Consider the following 15,337-nt stretch of genomic DNA (forward strand, 5'->3'; position numbering starts at 1 on the left):
TTCCTTTCGCCCGGCACGTCCTAGCTTTGCGTCAAAGGAGTTCCGCATGACAAATCCCGTTCTGGCCGAGGGCCTTGGCCCTTTCGCGCTGCCCGATTTCGCCGCGATCACCGATGCCGATTTCGGCCCGGCCTTTGAAACCGCGCTGACCGAAGCCCGCGCGAAGATTGCCGCCATCGCCACCAACCCGCAGCCGCCGAGTTTCGCCAATACGATCGAAGCGCTGGAAATGGCCGAAGCCCTGCTCGACCGGGTGGCGGGGATTTTCTACAACCTCTCGGGCGCCGACAGCACCCCCGCGCGCGAGGCGCTGATGCGCGATCTCGCGCCGAAAATGGCCGGTTTCGCCTCGGAAGTGACGATGAACCGGCCGCTCTTTGCCCGGATCGAAACGCTTTGGGCGACGCGCGGGGATCTGGATCTGAGCCCGGAACAGGCCCGGGTGCTGGAGCTTTATCACAAGATGTTCGTGCGCTCGGGCGCGGCGCTTGCGGGCGCGGATGCCGCGCGGATGACCGAGATCAAGGAACGGCTGGCGGTTCTGTCCACGGCCTTTTCGCAGAACCTGTTGGCGGACGAACGCGACTGGTTCCGGCCCCTGACCGAGGACGAGCTGGAAGGCCTGCCCGAATTTGTCGTGGCCGCGGCCAAGGCGGCGGGGGTGGAGCGTGGGCAGGAGGGGCCGGTGCTGACGCTGAACCGCTCGCTGATCGTGCCGTTCCTGCAGTTTTCGCCCCGCCGCGATCTGCGCGAACTGGCCTATGAGGCCTGGGTCGCCCGCGGCGCCAATGGCGGGGCGACCGACAACCGGCTGATTGCGGCGGAAATCCTGAACCTGCGCGAGGAACGGGCGAAGCTTCTGGGCTATGACAGTTTCGCCGCCTACAAGCTTGACCCCGAGATGGCGAAGACGCCGGAAACTGTCCGCGATCTCCTGATGCGGGTCTGGACCCCGGCCAAGGCCGCGGCCGAGGCCGATGCGGCGAAACTGACCGCGATGATGCACGCGGACGGCCTCAATGGCGATCTGGAGGCCTGGGACTGGCGCTATTATTCCGAAAAGCGCCGCGTGGCCGAGCATGATTTCGACGAGGCGGCGCTGAAACCCTATCTCTCGCTCGATGCCATGCTGGCGGCGATGTTCGACACTGCGCACCGGCTTTTCGGGCTCGACTTCCGCCCGATCGAGGGGCCGTTCTATCACCCGGACGTGCGCGGCTGGGAAGTGAGCCGCAAGGGCCGCCACATCGCGGTGTTTCTGGGGGATTACTTCGCGCGGCCCTCGAAGCGTTCGGGCGCCTGGTGTTCGGCGATGCGGTCGCAAAAGAAGCTGGGCGGCGAGACGCGGCCGATCGTGGTCAATGTCTGCAACTTCGCCAAGGGCGATCCCTGCCTTTTGTCCTATGACGATGCCCGGACACTTTTCCACGAATTCGGCCATGCCCTGCATCAGATGCTGTCCGATGTGACCTATCAATTCGTTTCGGGCACCTCGGTCGCGCGGGATTTCGTGGAACTGCCGAGCCAGCTTTACGAACACTGGCTGGAGGTGCCCGAGGTGCTGGAGCGGCACGCCCGCCATTGGCAAACGGGCGAAACGATGCCGAAAACCCTGCGCGACAAGCTTTTGGCCGCGGCGACCTATGATCAGGGTTTCCTGACGGTCGAATTCGTCGCCTCGGCTCTGGTCGATCTCGCCTTCCACGAGGGCGCGGCCCCGGCCGATCCGATGGCATTGCAGGCGCAGGTTCTGGCCGAAATCGGCATGCCGAAAGCGATCCGGATGCGCCATGCGACGCCGCATTTCGGCCATGTCTTCAGCGGCGACGGCTATTCCGCGGGCTATTACAGCTACATGTGGTCCGAGGTGATGGATGCCGACGCCTTCGCCGCCTTCGAGGAAACCGGCGACGCTTTCGACCCGGCCACGGCCGAGCGGCTGGAACGCTGCATCCTCTCGGTGGGGGGATCGGTGCCCGCCGATGCGGCCTGGCTGGCCTTTCGCGGCAAGACGCCCGGCGTCGAGGCGCTGCTGAAGGGCCGCGGCCTTTTGGAGGCCTGAGAAAAGGGCGTATTTGAACCAGGAAAACCCTGTGCTTTTTTCTTGGGTAAAATACGCCGGGGGGAGCCTCCGCAGGAGGGCCGGGGGGCAGCGCCCCCCGCCCTGGCTAGGCTTGCCAGACATCCATGTGGATGATCACGTCGGTCTGCGGATAGGCCTCGCGGATCGCGCGTTTCAGGCTGCGCGCGATCGCATGCGCGGCCTCGAGCGATTGCGCGCCATCCAGTTCGATATGCAGCTGCACGAAGACCCGCGCCCCGGCGGTGCGGGTGCGCAGGTCGTGATAGCCGCGCACCCCGGGCCAGAGCGCGGCGATCTCGGCGATGCCCTGCACCACATCGGCGGGGGCGGCGCGGTCCATCAGCGCATGCCAGCTGGCGATGCCGATCTGCAGCGCGCCACGCAGCATCAAAAGCGCCGCGAAAATCGCGATCACGCTGTCGGCCCGCGACCAGCCGAACCGGGCCGAAAGAAACAGCGCCAGAATCGCCCCCAAAGTCGGCAGCAGGTCGCCCACGTAATGCAGCATGTCGGCCGCCACGACCTTGTTGCCGGTCAGCCGTGCGACGCGGCGTTGCCACAGCACCAGCGCCGCCGTCAGCCCGGCCGAAACCGCCATCACCGCGATCCCCGCCCCCTCGGCGGTCAGCTGCTGCGACGGCGCCATCAGCCGCTCGACCGAGGCCCAGAGGATCAGCCCGCCCGAAGCCGCCACAAAGATCGCCTGGCCGAGCGAGACCAGATCTTCGACCGAGCTGTGTCCGAAGGTGTGATCGTCATCGGCGGGCCGCGCCGCATAGACGATCGCCGCCAGACCGGCCGCCGAGACGAAAAGATCCATCGCCGAATCGGCCAGAGATGCCGCGATCGACAGCGCCCCGGTCGCCCAAAGCGCCCAGAGCTTCAGCCCGACCAGCACCGCGGCGACGCTGACCGAGGCAAAGCCCGCCGAGAGATTCAGTTTCTGCGAGGGGGCATCATAGGGCATCGGCGACTCGGGGCTGGGTTGCGGGCCCTGTCCCTAACCGATCTGCCCGCCTCAGTCACGGATTTCATCCGCGTCCACGCCCCAGATCGCGGTTTTCGGCACCCAGCCGTCGGCCTCCTCGGCGCTGATCTCGCACCAGTCCGGGGTGCAGTTTTCCAGCTGCGCCACCGCCCCCATTTCGGCCAGCGCCACCACCGCCGATTTCGCATCGGCGCGGGCGTGCAGCTCGGTCATGTCATCCTCGACGATCACCGTGCGCACGCCCGACAACAGCGCGTAATGCACCCAGCCGCCCGCGCCGTCGCGGTCTTCGACCCGGCGCCAGTGGCCGAATTCCGCGGTGACCCGCAAGGGCATCCCGGGATGGGTGAAGACCCAGTCGATGCGGTGCGAGAGCGAAGGGCCGCGCCGCGCATTGCCCTCGGAGCCCTTGAGCGAGACATAGCGCGGCAGGGGCAGGTTCGTCACCGGACCGCGACCGTTTTGCACGGCCAGCGCCTGCGCCACCGCCTCCTCCGTGGGGGTCGGGCTGTCATCCACCTCCTGCGCGGGGGCAGGCAGCGTGCCAAGTCCCAGCGCTGCGGCCAAGATCAGCCCCGCCAGCCGGGGCGACAGGTGTCGTTCACGATCACGCGCGCAACAAAATTGCGCTAACACGCCAAAAATCGTCATTTCTGCTCTCTCCGGGCCTTGTAACTTGCCCCTTTGACGGTCAATTTGCACGCAAGCACACAAGTTTGGAAGAGAGGAGAGACAACCATGCCCGCACCGCGACTGAGTGTTGTCGTGACGCGACGGTTGCCCGAAGTGGTCGAAACGCGGATGAAGGAACTCTTCGACGTCACCCTGCGGGAGACCGACGACAAGATGACCCGCGAGGAACTGGTGGCGGCGATGCAGCGGGCCGACGTGCTGGTGCCGACGCTGACCGACCACATCGATGCCAACATGCTGGCCGCGGCGGGTAACCGCTTGCGTCTGATCGCGAATTTCGGCGCCGGGGTGGATCACATCGATGTCGCCTCGGCGCGCTCGCGCAATGTGCTGGTGGCCAATACGCCCGGCGTGGTGACCGAGGACACGGCCGACATGGTGATGTCGCTGATCCTGGCCGTCACCCGGCGCATCCCCGAGGGGCTGGCCGGGATGGCCCGCGGCGACTGGCAGGGCTTCGCGCCGATGGCGAATCTGGGCGGCCGGATCGGTGGCAAGCGGCTGGGCATCATCGGCATGGGCCGGATCGGTCAGGCGGTCGCGCGCCGCGCCGCCGCCTTTGGGATGGAGATCCACTACCACAACCGCCGCCAATTGCGCCCCGAGACCGAGGCCGAGCTGAAGGCGACCTTCTGGGACAGCCTGGATCAGATGGTGGCGCGGATGGATGTGATTTCGGTGAACTGCCCGCATACGCCCTCGACCTTCCATCTGCTCAATGCGCGGCGGCTGAAGCTGATGAAACCCTCGGTCGTCATCGTGAACACCTCGCGCGGGGAGGTGATCGACGAGAATGCGCTGGTGCGGGCCCTGAAGGCGGGCGAAGTGGCCGGGGCGGGGCTGGATGTCTATGAACACGGCGCCAACATCAACCCGGCGCTGCGCGAGCTGCCCCATGTGGTGGCGCTGCCGCATATGGGCTCGGCCACGCGCGAGGGCCGGATCGAGATGGGCGAAAAGGTGATCCTGAACATCAAGACCTTTGCCGATGGTCACCGGCCGCCGGATCTGGTCGTGCCCGGGATGCTGTAAGCGAAAGGGCGGCCGCGGGGCCGCCCTTTTCTCATGCTGCGGTCCCGTCGCGGGCCGCGGTCACATCGTCAGCCGGACGGTGCGGCCATGCTGGCGGTCGGGGCTGACGGCGGTCAGCGACATCGTCGAATAGGCGCCCTCGCGCGCCTGCGCGGCTTTCTGCTGGCTTTGCATCTGTTCCTGCGCCGAGGGCTTGTCGGTCAGGCTGGTGCCGCGGCGGGCGCGTCCCTCGGCTAGGGCCTGTTCGCTCATCTGCCGCAGGGCATCATCCTGCTTGCTGATGTCGGTGCGGGTCTGCGACAGATCGGTCTTTTGCGCCAGCGGCGAGGTCTGTTCGATCAGCGCGTTCAGCTCTTCGACATTGCCGCCGGGCTTGCCGCCCGCCTGCTGGTCCTTGAGCACCTCGACCTGGGTCGGCTCGCGGACCTTCATTTCGCTGGCCGCTTCCGCCGCGATCTTCTTGACGGAATAGACCGCCCCCGCGGGCTGGGTCTCGGTGCTGGCGATTTCGCGCTTCATCCGGTCGGAGGCGGGGTTTTCGGGCATCTGCCGCGCCTCTTTCGAGACGTCGCGCAGCCCGCTTTGCGGGGTCGTGTCCTGGCTTTTGGCCCGGGTCACCGGACCCGCCAGCGAAGCTTCGATGACCTGACCCATCAGCTTGCGGGAAGGCGCGCTGCCGGTGCCGCCGGCCGCGGCCACGGCGCTGACACCCCCGCCGGCGGCGGCGGATTGCGAGGCGGCCGCACGGGAAGACCCGCCCGAAACGGCAGTGACAGAAGAGACGGCAGAGACGGAAGCAACGAGCGACATGGCAGCCTCGGACGACAAATACCAAGGCAACCTTACACCCGAAGGCGTCTCGGATCATGGAAAAGCTCACCAAATGGTAAACTGGCGGCGGCGTGACGGGGGCATGTCGTTTTTCGCCAAGATATGTCGGCAACGCTTGCCCGAAGCTTCGCCAACCTGCGACAACGGGGGAAACGCTTCAGGAGTGCCCGATGAAGACCCATGTCAAAGCCCTTGTCGTCGGCGGCGGTGCCGTCGGCTGTTCGATCGCCTATCACCTGGCCAAGGCGGGCTGGGAGACGATGCTTGTCGAGCGTGACGAGCTGACCTCGGGCTCGACCTGGCACGCGGCCGGTCTGCTTCCGCTTTTCAACATGAGCTATGCGACGACGCATATCCACAAATATTCGGTCGATCTGTACAAGCAGCTGGAAGCCGAAACGGGCCTGAACGCGGGCTTTTCGGTCTGCGGCAACCTGCGCATGGCGCAGACGCAGGACCGGATGGACGAATACATGCTGTATTCCTCGGTCGCGGAAACCGCAGGCGTCTATCACGAATTCCTGACGCCTGCCGAGATCAAGGAACGCTGGCCGCTGGTGCGGACCGATGACCTGAAGGGGGCGCTTTTCCACCCGCAGGATGGCTACATCAACCCCGCCGACGTGACCCAGGCGATGGCCAAGGGCGCCCGTCAGCGCGGCGTGGACATTGTCCGCAAGCTGCAGGTGAACGGCTACAAATGGACCGGCTCCGAATGGATCGTGACGCTGGAAAAGATGGTCGAGAAGGGCGGCAACCTTGTCGGCTCGGGCGAGCTGATCGACGTTCATGCCGAGCATGTGGTGACGGCGACGGGCAACCACGCGCAGCGCACGGCGCGGCTTTTGGGCATCAAGATCCCGGCGATTCCGGTGGAACATCAGTTCATCGTCACCGAGCCCGATCCGATGCTGCAGGAATGGCGCAAGAATAACCCGGAACACCCGGTTCTGCGCGATGCCGATGCGAAATGGTATGTGCGCGAGGAACGCGGCGGCTGGATCCTTGGGCCCTATGAAAAGGGCGCCCCGGCCCGGTTCCTTTATGACGTGCCGGAAACCTTCCGCGCCGATCTCTTCCCGCTCGATCTGGAGCGGATCGAGGCGGAATACATGTCGATGATCCACCGGATTCCCTCTTCGGAAACCGTTGGTCTGAAAGACGATTTCAACGGCCCGATCTGCTACACGCCCGATGGCAACCCGCTGGTCGGTCCGGCCCCGGGTCTGCGCAACATGTGGCTGGCGGAAGGGTTCTCGTTCGGCATCACCGCGGCGGGCGGCACCGGCTATTATCTGGCGCAGCTGATGGTGAATGGCGAGGCCGAGATCGACATGGCCAGCCTTGATCCGAAGCGTTACGGCAACTGGATGACCACCGAATATGCCGCGCGCAAGAACGAGGAATGCTACGACCACGTCTTCATCCTGCACCACCCGGATGAAGAACGCGAAGCCTGCCGCCCGCTGCGCACGGCGCCCGCCTATGACCGCCAGATCGCGCTGGGCGCGCAGATGGGTCAGGTGAACGGCTGGGAACGCCCGAACTATTATGGCCCGGTTGATGCGCCCGCCGATTTCGACCACAATTCCCGCAGCTTCCGCCGCGGCGCCTGGTGGCCGCATGCGGTCGCGGAAGCGCAAGCGATCCGCGACACCGCGGGGATCATCGACGCCTCGGCCTTCACCAAGCATCTGGTGCGCGGTCCGGGCGCGACGGCCTTCCTCGACCACTTCACCTGCAACAAGCTGCCCGCGGTGGGGCGGATCAACCTGACCTATGCGCTGACCGATGCGGGCACGACGCGGACGGAATATACGATCGTCCGTCTGGCGGAGAACGAGTACTACCTGATCTCTGCCGGGGCCTGGACCGCCTATGATTATGATTTCCTGCAGAAATCTGCCGATGACTTCATGGCGCAGGGCGGCGGGCACATCGACATCCACGATGTCACCACGCAATGGGGCGTCTATGCGCTGGCCGGTCCGAATGCGCGCGCGATCCTGGCCGAAATCGTCAAGGATGCGGCGCCGGACACCGTTCTGGGCAACAAGCGCTTCCCCTGGCTCAGCTGCCGCACCATCGAGCTTGGCATGTGCCCGGTGCGGGCAATCCGCGTGGCCTATACCGGCGAGCTTGGCTGGGAACTGCATTACCCGATCGAATTCGGCCGCTACCTCTGGGATCTGATCTGGTCGGTCGGGCCGAAACACGGGCTGAAACCCGTGGGCGCGCGGGCGCAGAACTGGCTGCGGCAGGAAAAGAGCTATCGCGCCTTCGGCAACGAACTGGGCCGCGACGCGACGCCGATGGAAGCCGGGCTTGATCGCTTCATCGACCTGTCGAAGGAGTTCCGCGGCAAACAGGCGATGCTCGACACCGGCATTCGCGCGAAATGCGTGACGCTGCTCATCGACGGGCCGTCGGACACCGATCCCTGGGGCAAGGAAGCGCTGATCCACAACGGCGAAAAGGTCGGGCGTCTGACCTCGGGCGGCTGGTCGGTGGCCTTCGGCAAGCAGATCGGCATGGGCTATGTCCGCCCCGATCTGGCCGAGGTGGGCACCAAGCTGAAGGTGAAGATCCAGCTGAAGGAATGGGATGCGGTGGTGACTGAGGACAGCCCGCATGATCCGACGAACGCCCGCATCCGCAAGGATGGCTGAAACAGGCGGGCCGGGGGAAACCCCGGCCCGTTCGCTTCGGGCCCCCGTCGCAAGGGCGTATTTGGACCAAGAAAAAGCGGGCGTGTTTTTTCTTGGTGAAAATACGCCGGGGGGAGACTTGGCCGAAGGCCAAGAGGGGGGCAGCGCCCCCCTTTCTCCGTTCAGCGCTGGGCGCGGGCAGAGAGCCAGGCGCCCCAGGCCGCGCGCGAGCCTGCAAAGGCGTTGATGTCGACGATGCCGCCGACGCCCGGCACGACGCCGGTGCCGGTATATTGCCAGAAGGTCCAGCGCTCGCCCGGGTAGCGCTCGGAGGGATGCGCCGTCACCGCGCGCAGCCAGAAATCCACCCCCGACAGGCTGCCCAGATCGTTGTCCTTGTAGAAACCCGGCGTGGTGTAGACGACGGGTTGGGTGCCGTAATGGCGTTCGAGCAGGCTCAGGAAGGTGCGCATCTCGGACCGCACCTTGGCGGCCTCGGGGCGCAGCTTGCAGCTGGGCGAATCGGGGTTCCATTCGATGTCGAGCACCGGCGGCAGATCGCCCGCCACTTTCGGCACGTTGCGGATGAACCAGGCCGCCTGTTCCGAGGCCGGGCGGCAGAAATAGAAGAAATGATAGCCGCCGACCGGCACCCCCGCCGCCCGCGCCGCGCCGGCATTCAGCGCGAAGCCCGGATCGACGCGGTCGCCGCCCTCGGTCGCCTTGAGCCAGGCAAAGGACACCCCCGCCTGCCGCGCCGCCCGCCAGTCGATCGCGCCCTGATAGCGCGACGCATCGAGCCCGTGCACGGCGTAATGCGCGGGCGTGATGCCCTGCCATTCATGCGGATCGGTGTCGCCAAAGCCGCGGGGCAGGCCGGGGGCGCGGTAAGCGGCGGCATCGAGGCCCGAGGGCGATTCGAGCCGCCCCTTGACCGCGCCGTGATGTCCGCGCCCGTGATGCCCGCAGCCCAGAACCAGCGCGCACAGCGCCGTGGTGAAAATGAGTGTCGAAATCCGCATGCCTGCTCTGCCCGTGCTGGTCTGATTGCGCCAAGGGTGACGCAAAACGCCCCCGCTGTCACGGGGGCGCAGCCGGGCTGGCGGAAATTTGCGCCGCTCAGGCGGTGGTGGGGGTGCCCGCCTGCTCGGCGGCAAGTTCGTCCCAGCAGGCCAAGGCATGGGCCGCATACATCATCGCCGGGCCGCCGCCCATCTGGATCGCCACGGCGCAGATGTCGGCGAATTCCTCGCGCGTGCCGCCCGCGCGCATCATCGCGCCGATGTGAAAGCCGATGCAGGGCTCGCAGCGCTGCGCGATGCCCATGGCCAGCGCGATCCATTCCTTTTGCCGCTTGTCCATCACCCCGTTCTCGGTGATGGCCTTTTCCATCTCGCCAAAGCCGCGCATCGCCTCGGGGATGATCTTGCGCATCACCCGCAGCTCGCCGCGCATCGTCTCGATCTTCGTCTTGTAGCTCATCTGGGCCTCCTGATTTGAGACCTTGATATATTCAAATTATGGAATGTCAATCGAAACGCGACGGCGCAAGCGCGGACAGAAGCGCGCGGTCGAGCGCGGGCGGGCGGCCCGCGATCAGATCGGCCACAAGTTCGGCGGCCGCAGGGGCCAGCTGGAAGCCGTAGCCGCCCTGACCGGCCAGCCAGAAAAATCCGGGCGCGGCGGTGTCAAAGCCGATCACCGGGGCACGGTCCGGCGCAAAGCTGCGCAGCCCGGCCCAATTCGCCAGAAGCCGGGTCACCGGGGCGGTCACCGCCTCCTCATAGCGCGCCAGCCCCTCGGCCAGAACCATGTCATCGGCCCAGGCGTCCTGCGGCTCCATCGGGTCCTCGTCGGCGGGGGAAACGATCAGCGCCCCGGCATCGGGCTTCATGTACCAGTCTTCGCCGCCGCCGATCACCATCGGCCAGCGGCGGACATCCAGTCCCTCGGGGGCCGGAATGCGCGCCATCGAGCGGCGCAGCGGCGTGATGCCAAGCGGCCTTGCCCCGGCCAGCGCGGCCACCTGATCGGCCCAGGCGCCTGCGGCATTGATCACGATCTTCGCGGTGAAGATGGCGCCCGCGGCCTCGACCTCCCAGCCCGCGGGGGTGCGGGTGATCCGGGCGGCGCGGGACCGGGTGCGGATCGTGGCGCCTGCCGCCCGGGCCTCGCGGGTGTAGCGGGCCAGAAGCGCGTCGGTGTCGATGTCCTTCGCCCGGTCGGCATAGCCCGCAAAGGCGACCGTTTCGGGGTTCAGGATCGGCCAGAGCGCCTGCGCCTCGGGGATCGTCAGCGCCTCCAGTTGAAAATGTGCAAGATGGTCGCGAAACCGGGCCTCGTGACCCGCGTCATCGACCACCATCAGCCCGCGCGGGGTCAGCAGCCCGGAGCCTTCGTAGAAGCCCTGCGAGGCAAGCGAGAGCGCCACCACGACCGGATTGCCATAACGCGGTTCATAAAGCGCGGCCGAGCGGGCAGAGGCGTGATAGGCCAGATCGGCCTCGGCCTCGAGCAGCGTCACCGTGCCGAGGGGGGCGAGATGGGCGGCCGCGGAAAGCCCCGCGATGCCACCGCCAAGAATGAGGAAATCGGTCTGCATGGCGACAGGTTAGGGGGCGACCGGCGCAAAGAAAAGGGTGATTGCGTCGTGCCCCCTTCCGGGCCTAGGCTGAGGACAGCCAAGGAGGGTACGATGAAACAGGTTTGGATGCTTGGACTTCTGCTGGCTCTGGCGGCCTGCGGCGACAGCGTGCCGCTGGTGCCGTTCCTTTAGGGCCGGGATGACAGGGCCGGGGCGCGCTGCTGCGATGCCCCGGCCCCGATCTTGCCTCAGAGGCCCGGCCAGGCCTCGAGGATGCCGCGACGGTCGAAGGTCGCGCCGCGTTTCGCGCCGAAGGTCATCTTCGCGCCGACGCCGATGTAATTGTCGGAATAGGCGTCTTCGAACTTGGCATGGCCGACCTGTGCGGTCAGGGCATATTGGCCGATGCGGTATTCGCCTTCGAGCTGCACGCGCGAGGCGTCGAGCGTCACCACTTCGGCGCGGTCATAGGACAGCCCGACGCTGGCCGCTTCCGAGGCGTTGTAGGTGGTGCCAAGGCCCAGCAGCGTCGCGTTCATGTCGTTCTGCGTGCCGCTGGCAAGGTAGATGTCGCTCTCGAACGCGCCGAATTCCAGCCCGGCTTCAAGGCCGGTGTAGTTCAGGCCAAGGCCCAGCTCGTTGCTGTCCGAGCGCCCGGCGAAGACGCCGAACGAGGCAGTGTCATTGGCGTGATAGATGCCGTGCACGGTGGCTTCGTAGCCGTCGGCCTCCAGCGAGCGGACTTTGGCATAGGCCAGATCGCCCTGCAGGCTGAAGTTCGGGTCGATGCCGTATTCGGCGCTGCCCGACAGCGTTTTCTTGTCCAGACGGCCGTTGTCGTCGTTCATCAGCGTGTTGTAGTCGAGCCCGATCGAGGCCCCGGTCAGCTCGCCCGCCATCGCGGCATGCGAGAAAAGCGCGGCCGCACAGGCCGCGGTGAGGATGATGCGTTTCATTCCTGCCTCCAGTTTCTGTATGTGAACCGGGGCTTACGCCTGTGGCTGCGGTGGGGCAATGACCCGCACGGGCTTGTGAAGGCGCTGCGGCATCCTGCCCCCCCCCCGACGGGAGGGCAGGGCTGGTTTCGGGCGGCAAGGCGCCCGCGGCGCGGCCGTGCCTGCTTACGCCTGCAGCGGCCGGACCGAGATTTCGCCCTCGGCGCGGCTCTTCATCGCGGCGACGGCGGCGATGGAGGCGGCGGCGGTGGTGAAATAGGGGATCTTGTCGTAAAGCGCGACGGCGCGGATCTCGCGGCTGTCCGACACCGACTGGTTGCCATCGGTGGTGTTGAAGACCAGCGCGATATCGCCGTTCTTGAGCCGGTCGACGATGTTCGGACGGCCCTCGTAGACCTTGTTCACCGCCTCGGCCTCGACGCCCTTTTCCTTCAGCCAGGCGCCGGTGCCACGGGTGGCAACGAGCGTGAAGCCCATCGCGATCAGATCGCGGGCGGCATTGGCCAGATCGTCCGACTTGTCGGCATCCTTGATCGACAGGAACACCCGGCCGCTTTCCGGCAGATGCGTGCCCGCGCCCATCTGCGCCTTGAGGAAGGCGCGCGGGAAGTTGCGGTCCCAGCCCATCACCTCGCCGGTCGAGCGCATTTCCGGCCCAAGCAGCGTATCGACACCCGGGAAGCGGGCAAAGGGCAGCACCGCTTCCTTGACCGAGAACCAGGGCGTGTTCGGATCGGCCAAGGTCAGCGGATCGGCGAAGGGCAGGGGGGTCTCCGGGCCGACACCTTCGGGATAGGCGGCGCGCAGCGGGAAATTCGCCATCGGCTCGCCCGCCATCAGCCGCGCCGCGATCGAGGCAATGGCGCTGTCGGTCGCCTTGGCGACGAAGGGCACGGTGCGGCTGGCGCGCGGGTTCACCTCCAGCACATAGATCACCCCGTCCTTGATCGCGAATTGCACGTTCATCAGCCCGACGACGCCAAGCGCCAGCGCCATTTTCTCGGTCTGGGCTTTCAGCTCCGCCACGGTCTCGCGCGAGAGCGAATAGGGCGGCAGCGAGCAGGCGGAATCGCCCGAATGGACGCCCGCTTCCTCGATATGCTGCATGATCCCCGCGACATGGACGGTCTTGCCATCCGAGAGCGCATCCACATCCACCTCGATCGCGCCCGAAAGATAGCTGTCGAGCAGAACCGGGCTGTCGCCCGAGACGGTGACGGCGGTGGTGATGTAGCGTTTCAGATGCTCGGTGTCGCGGACGATTTCCATGGCGCGGCCGCCCAGAACATAGGACGGGCGAATGACCAGCGGATAGCCGACACGGCCCGCAATTTCAAAGGCTTGCGCCTCGGTCGAGGCGATGCCGTTGACCGGCTGCTTCAGCTCCAGATCGTTGAGCAGCTGCTGGAAGCGCTCGCGGTCTTCGGCGAGGTCGATGGCGTCCGGCGTGGTGCCCAGGATCGGAATCCCCTCGGCTTCCAGCGCATTCGCGAGCTTCAGCGGCGTCTGGCCGCCGAATTGCACGATCACGCCGTGCAGCGTGCCGTTATCCTGTTCGACGCGCAGGATTTCCAGCACATGTTCCAGCGTCAGCGGCTCGAAATAGAGCCGGTCCGAGGTGTCATAGTCGGTCGACACCGTTTCCGGGTTGCAGTTGATCATGATGGTTTCATAACCCGCCTTCGTCAGCGCGAAGCAGGCATGGCAGCAGCAGTAATCGAATTCGATCCCCTGACCGATCCGGTTCGGGCCACCGCCCAGGATGACGACCTTCTTGCGGTCCGAGGGCCGGGCCTCGCATTCGACATCGCCCATCGCCGGGACTTCATAGGTCGAATACATGTAGGGGGTCTGCGCCTCGAATTCGGCGGCGCAGGTGTCGATGCGCTTGAAGACGGCGGTGACGCCCAGATTGCGCCGCGCGCGGCGGACCTGACCCTCGTCGCGGCCGGTCAGTTTCGCCAGACGCGCATCGGTGAAGCCCATCATCTTCAGCTTGCGCAGGCCCTTTTCATCAAGCGGCAGGCCGTTCTTGCGGATCGCGGCCTCGGCCTCGACGATTTCGCGGATGCGGGCGAGGAACCACGGATCAAAGGCGGTGGCGGTGACGATTTCCTCGTCGCTCAGCCCGTGGCGCATCGCCTGCGCAATCAGCCGCATCCGGTCCGGGGTCTGACGCGAGATCGCCTTGATCACGGCGGCCTTGTCGGGCGCGCCCTCGATGGCGATTTCGTCAAAGCCGGTCAGGCCGGTTTCCATCGAGGCCAGCGCCTTTTGCACCGATTCGTGGAAGGTCCGGCCAATCGCCATCGCCTCGCCCACCGATTTCATCGCGGTGGTCAGCTCGGGCTTGGAACCGGGGAATTTCTCGAACGCAAAGCGCGGGATCTTGGTCACGACATAGTCGATGGTGGGTTCGAAGGACGCGGGCGTGACCTTGGTGATGTCGTTGTCAAGTTCATCGAGCGTGTAGCCGACGGCCAGTTTCGCCGCGATCTTCGCAATCGGGAAACCCGTGGCTTTCGAGGCCAGCGCCGAGGACCGCGACACCCGCGGGTTCATCTCGATCACCACCATGCGCCCGTCTTTCGGGTTGATCGCCCATTGCACGTTCGAGCCGCCGGTTTCGACACCGATTTCGCGCAGAACGGCAATCGAGCCGTTGCGCATGATCTGATATTCCTTGTCGGTCAGCGTCAGCGCCGGGGCGACGGTGATGGAATCGCCGGTGTGCACGCCCATCGGATCGACGTTTTCGATCGAGCAGACGATGATGGCATTGTCGGCTTTGTCGCGGACAACCTCCATCTCGTATTCTTTCCAGCCCAGCAGCGATTCATCGATCAGCACCTGCGCCACGGGCGAAGCATCAAGGCCCGAGCGCACGATGGCCTCGTAATCGTCGCGGTTATAGGCGACGCCGCCGCCGGTGCCGCCAAGGGTAAAGGCCGGGCGGATGATCGCGGGCAGGCCGATATGTTCCAGATCGATCAGCGCCTGACGCACGCCGGCCGAGATGTCGTATTTGCCGTTTTCCAGCTTCGGCGCCGAGATGATCGTGGCTTTCGGGTTTTCCAGCCCGATCCGGTCCATCGCCTCGCGGAAAAGCTTGCGGTCTTCGGCCATCTCGATGGCCTCGCGGTTGGCGCCGATCAGCTCGACCCCGAATTTCTCCAGCACGCCCATGTCGGCCAAGGCAAGCGAGGTGTTCAGGCCGGTCTGCCCGCCCATCGTCGGCAAAAGCGCGTCGGGGCGTTCCTTTTCGATGATCTTCGCCACGACCTCGGGGGTGATCGGCTCGATATAGGTCGCATCGGCCATTTCCGGGTCGGTCATGATCGTCGCCGGGTTCGAGTTCACCAGAATGACCCGGTAGCCTTCTTCCCGCAGGGCCTTGCAGGCTTGCGCGCCGGAATAGTCGAATTCGCAGGCCTGCCCGATGATGATGGGACCGGCGCCGATGATGAGGATGGACTGGATGTCGGTTCTCTTCGGCATGGGGGACCCCTTCATGGATGGCGC

General features: G+C 65.9%; 11 protein-coding genes. 3 read left to right on the plus strand and 8 right to left on the minus strand.

The genetic code is table 11. From position 1 onward, the window contains the following. The first annotated feature begins 46 nt into the window (after positions 1-46). Positions 47-2,062 (plus strand): M3 family metallopeptidase, encoded by a 2,016-nt coding sequence (locus RCAP_RS02635; RefSeq protein WP_013066265.1) that lies wholly within the window; start codon positions 47-49, stop codon positions 2,060-2,062. A 106-nt stretch (positions 2,063-2,168) separates the two neighbouring features. On the opposite strand, the gene RCAP_RS02640 is transcribed toward RCAP_RS02635, so the two are convergent. Both RCAP_RS02640 and RCAP_RS02645 read right to left on the minus strand, forming a co-directional pair. Continuing rightward, positions 2,169-3,050, minus strand: coding sequence for a cation diffusion facilitator family transporter (locus RCAP_RS02640; protein ID WP_013066266.1), 882 nt, complete (start codon positions 3,048-3,050; stop codon positions 2,169-2,171). A gap of 51 nt (positions 3,051-3,101) precedes the next feature. Then, positions 3,102-3,722 carry an SH3 domain-containing protein gene (locus RCAP_RS02645; RefSeq protein ID WP_013066267.1) on the minus strand — a complete coding sequence of 207 codons (621 nt, stop codon included), beginning with the start codon at positions 3,720-3,722 and terminating at the stop codon, positions 3,102-3,104. An 87-nt stretch (positions 3,723-3,809) separates the two neighbouring features. Between RCAP_RS02645 and RCAP_RS02650 the strand changes: the two genes are divergently transcribed. Next, positions 3,810-4,796: a 2-hydroxyacid dehydrogenase gene (locus RCAP_RS02650; RefSeq protein ID WP_013066268.1), complete on the plus strand. Its 987-nt coding sequence runs from the start codon at positions 3,810-3,812 to the stop codon at positions 4,794-4,796. Positions 4,797-4,856: 60 nt separating this feature from the next. Here the strand turns inward: RCAP_RS02650 and RCAP_RS02655 are convergent, their stop codons facing one another. Continuing rightward, entirely contained in the window at positions 4,857-5,450 is a 594-nt protein-coding gene (locus RCAP_RS02655; protein WP_131725990.1) for a hypothetical protein, read from the minus strand. Positions 5,451-5,797: 347 nt separating this feature from the next. On the opposite strand from RCAP_RS02655, the gene RCAP_RS02660 reads away from it, so the two are divergent. Further along, positions 5,798-8,296, plus strand: a complete 2,499-nt coding sequence (locus RCAP_RS02660) for a GcvT family protein (RefSeq protein ID WP_013066270.1) — start codon at positions 5,798-5,800, stop codon at positions 8,294-8,296. A 161-nt stretch (positions 8,297-8,457) separates the two neighbouring features. Here the strand turns inward: RCAP_RS02660 and RCAP_RS02665 are convergent, their stop codons facing one another. The 5 genes from RCAP_RS02665 to carB all read right to left on the minus strand — a co-directional run bounded on the left by RCAP_RS02665 (position 8,458) and on the right by carB (position 15,313). Continuing rightward, positions 8,458-9,297, minus strand: a complete 840-nt coding sequence (locus tag RCAP_RS02665; RefSeq protein ID WP_013066271.1) for a GH25 family lysozyme — start codon at positions 9,295-9,297, stop codon at positions 8,458-8,460. 97 nt (positions 9,298-9,394) lie between these two features. Then, positions 9,395-9,757, minus strand: a complete 363-nt coding sequence (locus RCAP_RS02670) for a carboxymuconolactone decarboxylase family protein (protein ID WP_013066272.1) — start codon at positions 9,755-9,757, stop codon at positions 9,395-9,397. 46 nt (positions 9,758-9,803) lie between these two features. Beyond that, positions 9,804-10,877, minus strand: coding sequence for an NAD(P)/FAD-dependent oxidoreductase (locus RCAP_RS02675; RefSeq protein ID WP_013066273.1), 1,074 nt, complete (start codon positions 10,875-10,877; stop codon positions 9,804-9,806). A gap of 230 nt (positions 10,878-11,107) precedes the next feature. After that, positions 11,108-11,815, minus strand: a complete 708-nt coding sequence (locus RCAP_RS02680) for an outer membrane beta-barrel protein (protein WP_013066274.1) — start codon at positions 11,813-11,815, stop codon at positions 11,108-11,110. 165 nt (positions 11,816-11,980) lie between these two features. Next, positions 11,981-15,313 (minus strand): carbamoyl-phosphate synthase large subunit, encoded by a 3,333-nt coding sequence (carB, locus tag RCAP_RS02685; RefSeq protein WP_013066275.1) that lies wholly within the window; start codon positions 15,311-15,313, stop codon positions 11,981-11,983. Positions 15,314-15,337 lie beyond the last annotated feature (24 nt).

The organism is Rhodobacter capsulatus SB 1003 (assembly GCF_000021865.1).
In the GTDB taxonomy this organism is placed as follows: domain Bacteria; phylum Pseudomonadota; class Alphaproteobacteria; order Rhodobacterales; family Rhodobacteraceae; genus Rhodobacter; species Rhodobacter capsulatus_B.

Coding starts and splice junctions, on each gene's coding strand:
- RCAP_RS02655 (WP_131725990.1), bottom strand. CDS start 5,450: ATGGGTCAGGTCATCGAAGCTTCGCTGGCGGGTCCGGTGACCCGGGCC.
- RCAP_RS02660 (WP_013066270.1), top strand. CDS start 5,798: ATGAAGACCCATGTCAAAGCCCTTGTCGTCGGCGGCGGTGCCGTCGGC.
- RCAP_RS02665 (WP_013066271.1), bottom strand. CDS start 9,297: ATGCGGATTTCGACACTCATTTTCACCACGGCGCTGTGCGCGCTGGTT.
- RCAP_RS02635 (WP_013066265.1), top strand. CDS start 47: ATGACAAATCCCGTTCTGGCCGAGGGCCTTGGCCCTTTCGCGCTGCCC.
- RCAP_RS02675 (WP_013066273.1), bottom strand. CDS start 10,877: ATGCAGACCGATTTCCTCATTCTTGGCGGTGGCATCGCGGGGCTTTCC.
- RCAP_RS02645 (WP_013066267.1), bottom strand. CDS start 3,722: ATGACGATTTTTGGCGTGTTAGCGCAATTTTGTTGCGCGCGTGATCGT.
- RCAP_RS02680 (WP_013066274.1), bottom strand. CDS start 11,815: ATGAAACGCATCATCCTCACCGCGGCCTGTGCGGCCGCGCTTTTCTCG.
- RCAP_RS02640 (WP_013066266.1), bottom strand. CDS start 3,050: ATGCCCTATGATGCCCCCTCGCAGAAACTGAATCTCTCGGCGGGCTTT.
- carB (WP_013066275.1), bottom strand. CDS start 15,313: ATGCCGAAGAGAACCGACATCCAGTCCATCCTCATCATCGGCGCCGGT.
- RCAP_RS02670 (WP_013066272.1), bottom strand. CDS start 9,757: ATGAGCTACAAGACGAAGATCGAGACGATGCGCGGCGAGCTGCGGGTG.
- RCAP_RS02650 (WP_013066268.1), top strand. CDS start 3,810: ATGCCCGCACCGCGACTGAGTGTTGTCGTGACGCGACGGTTGCCCGAA.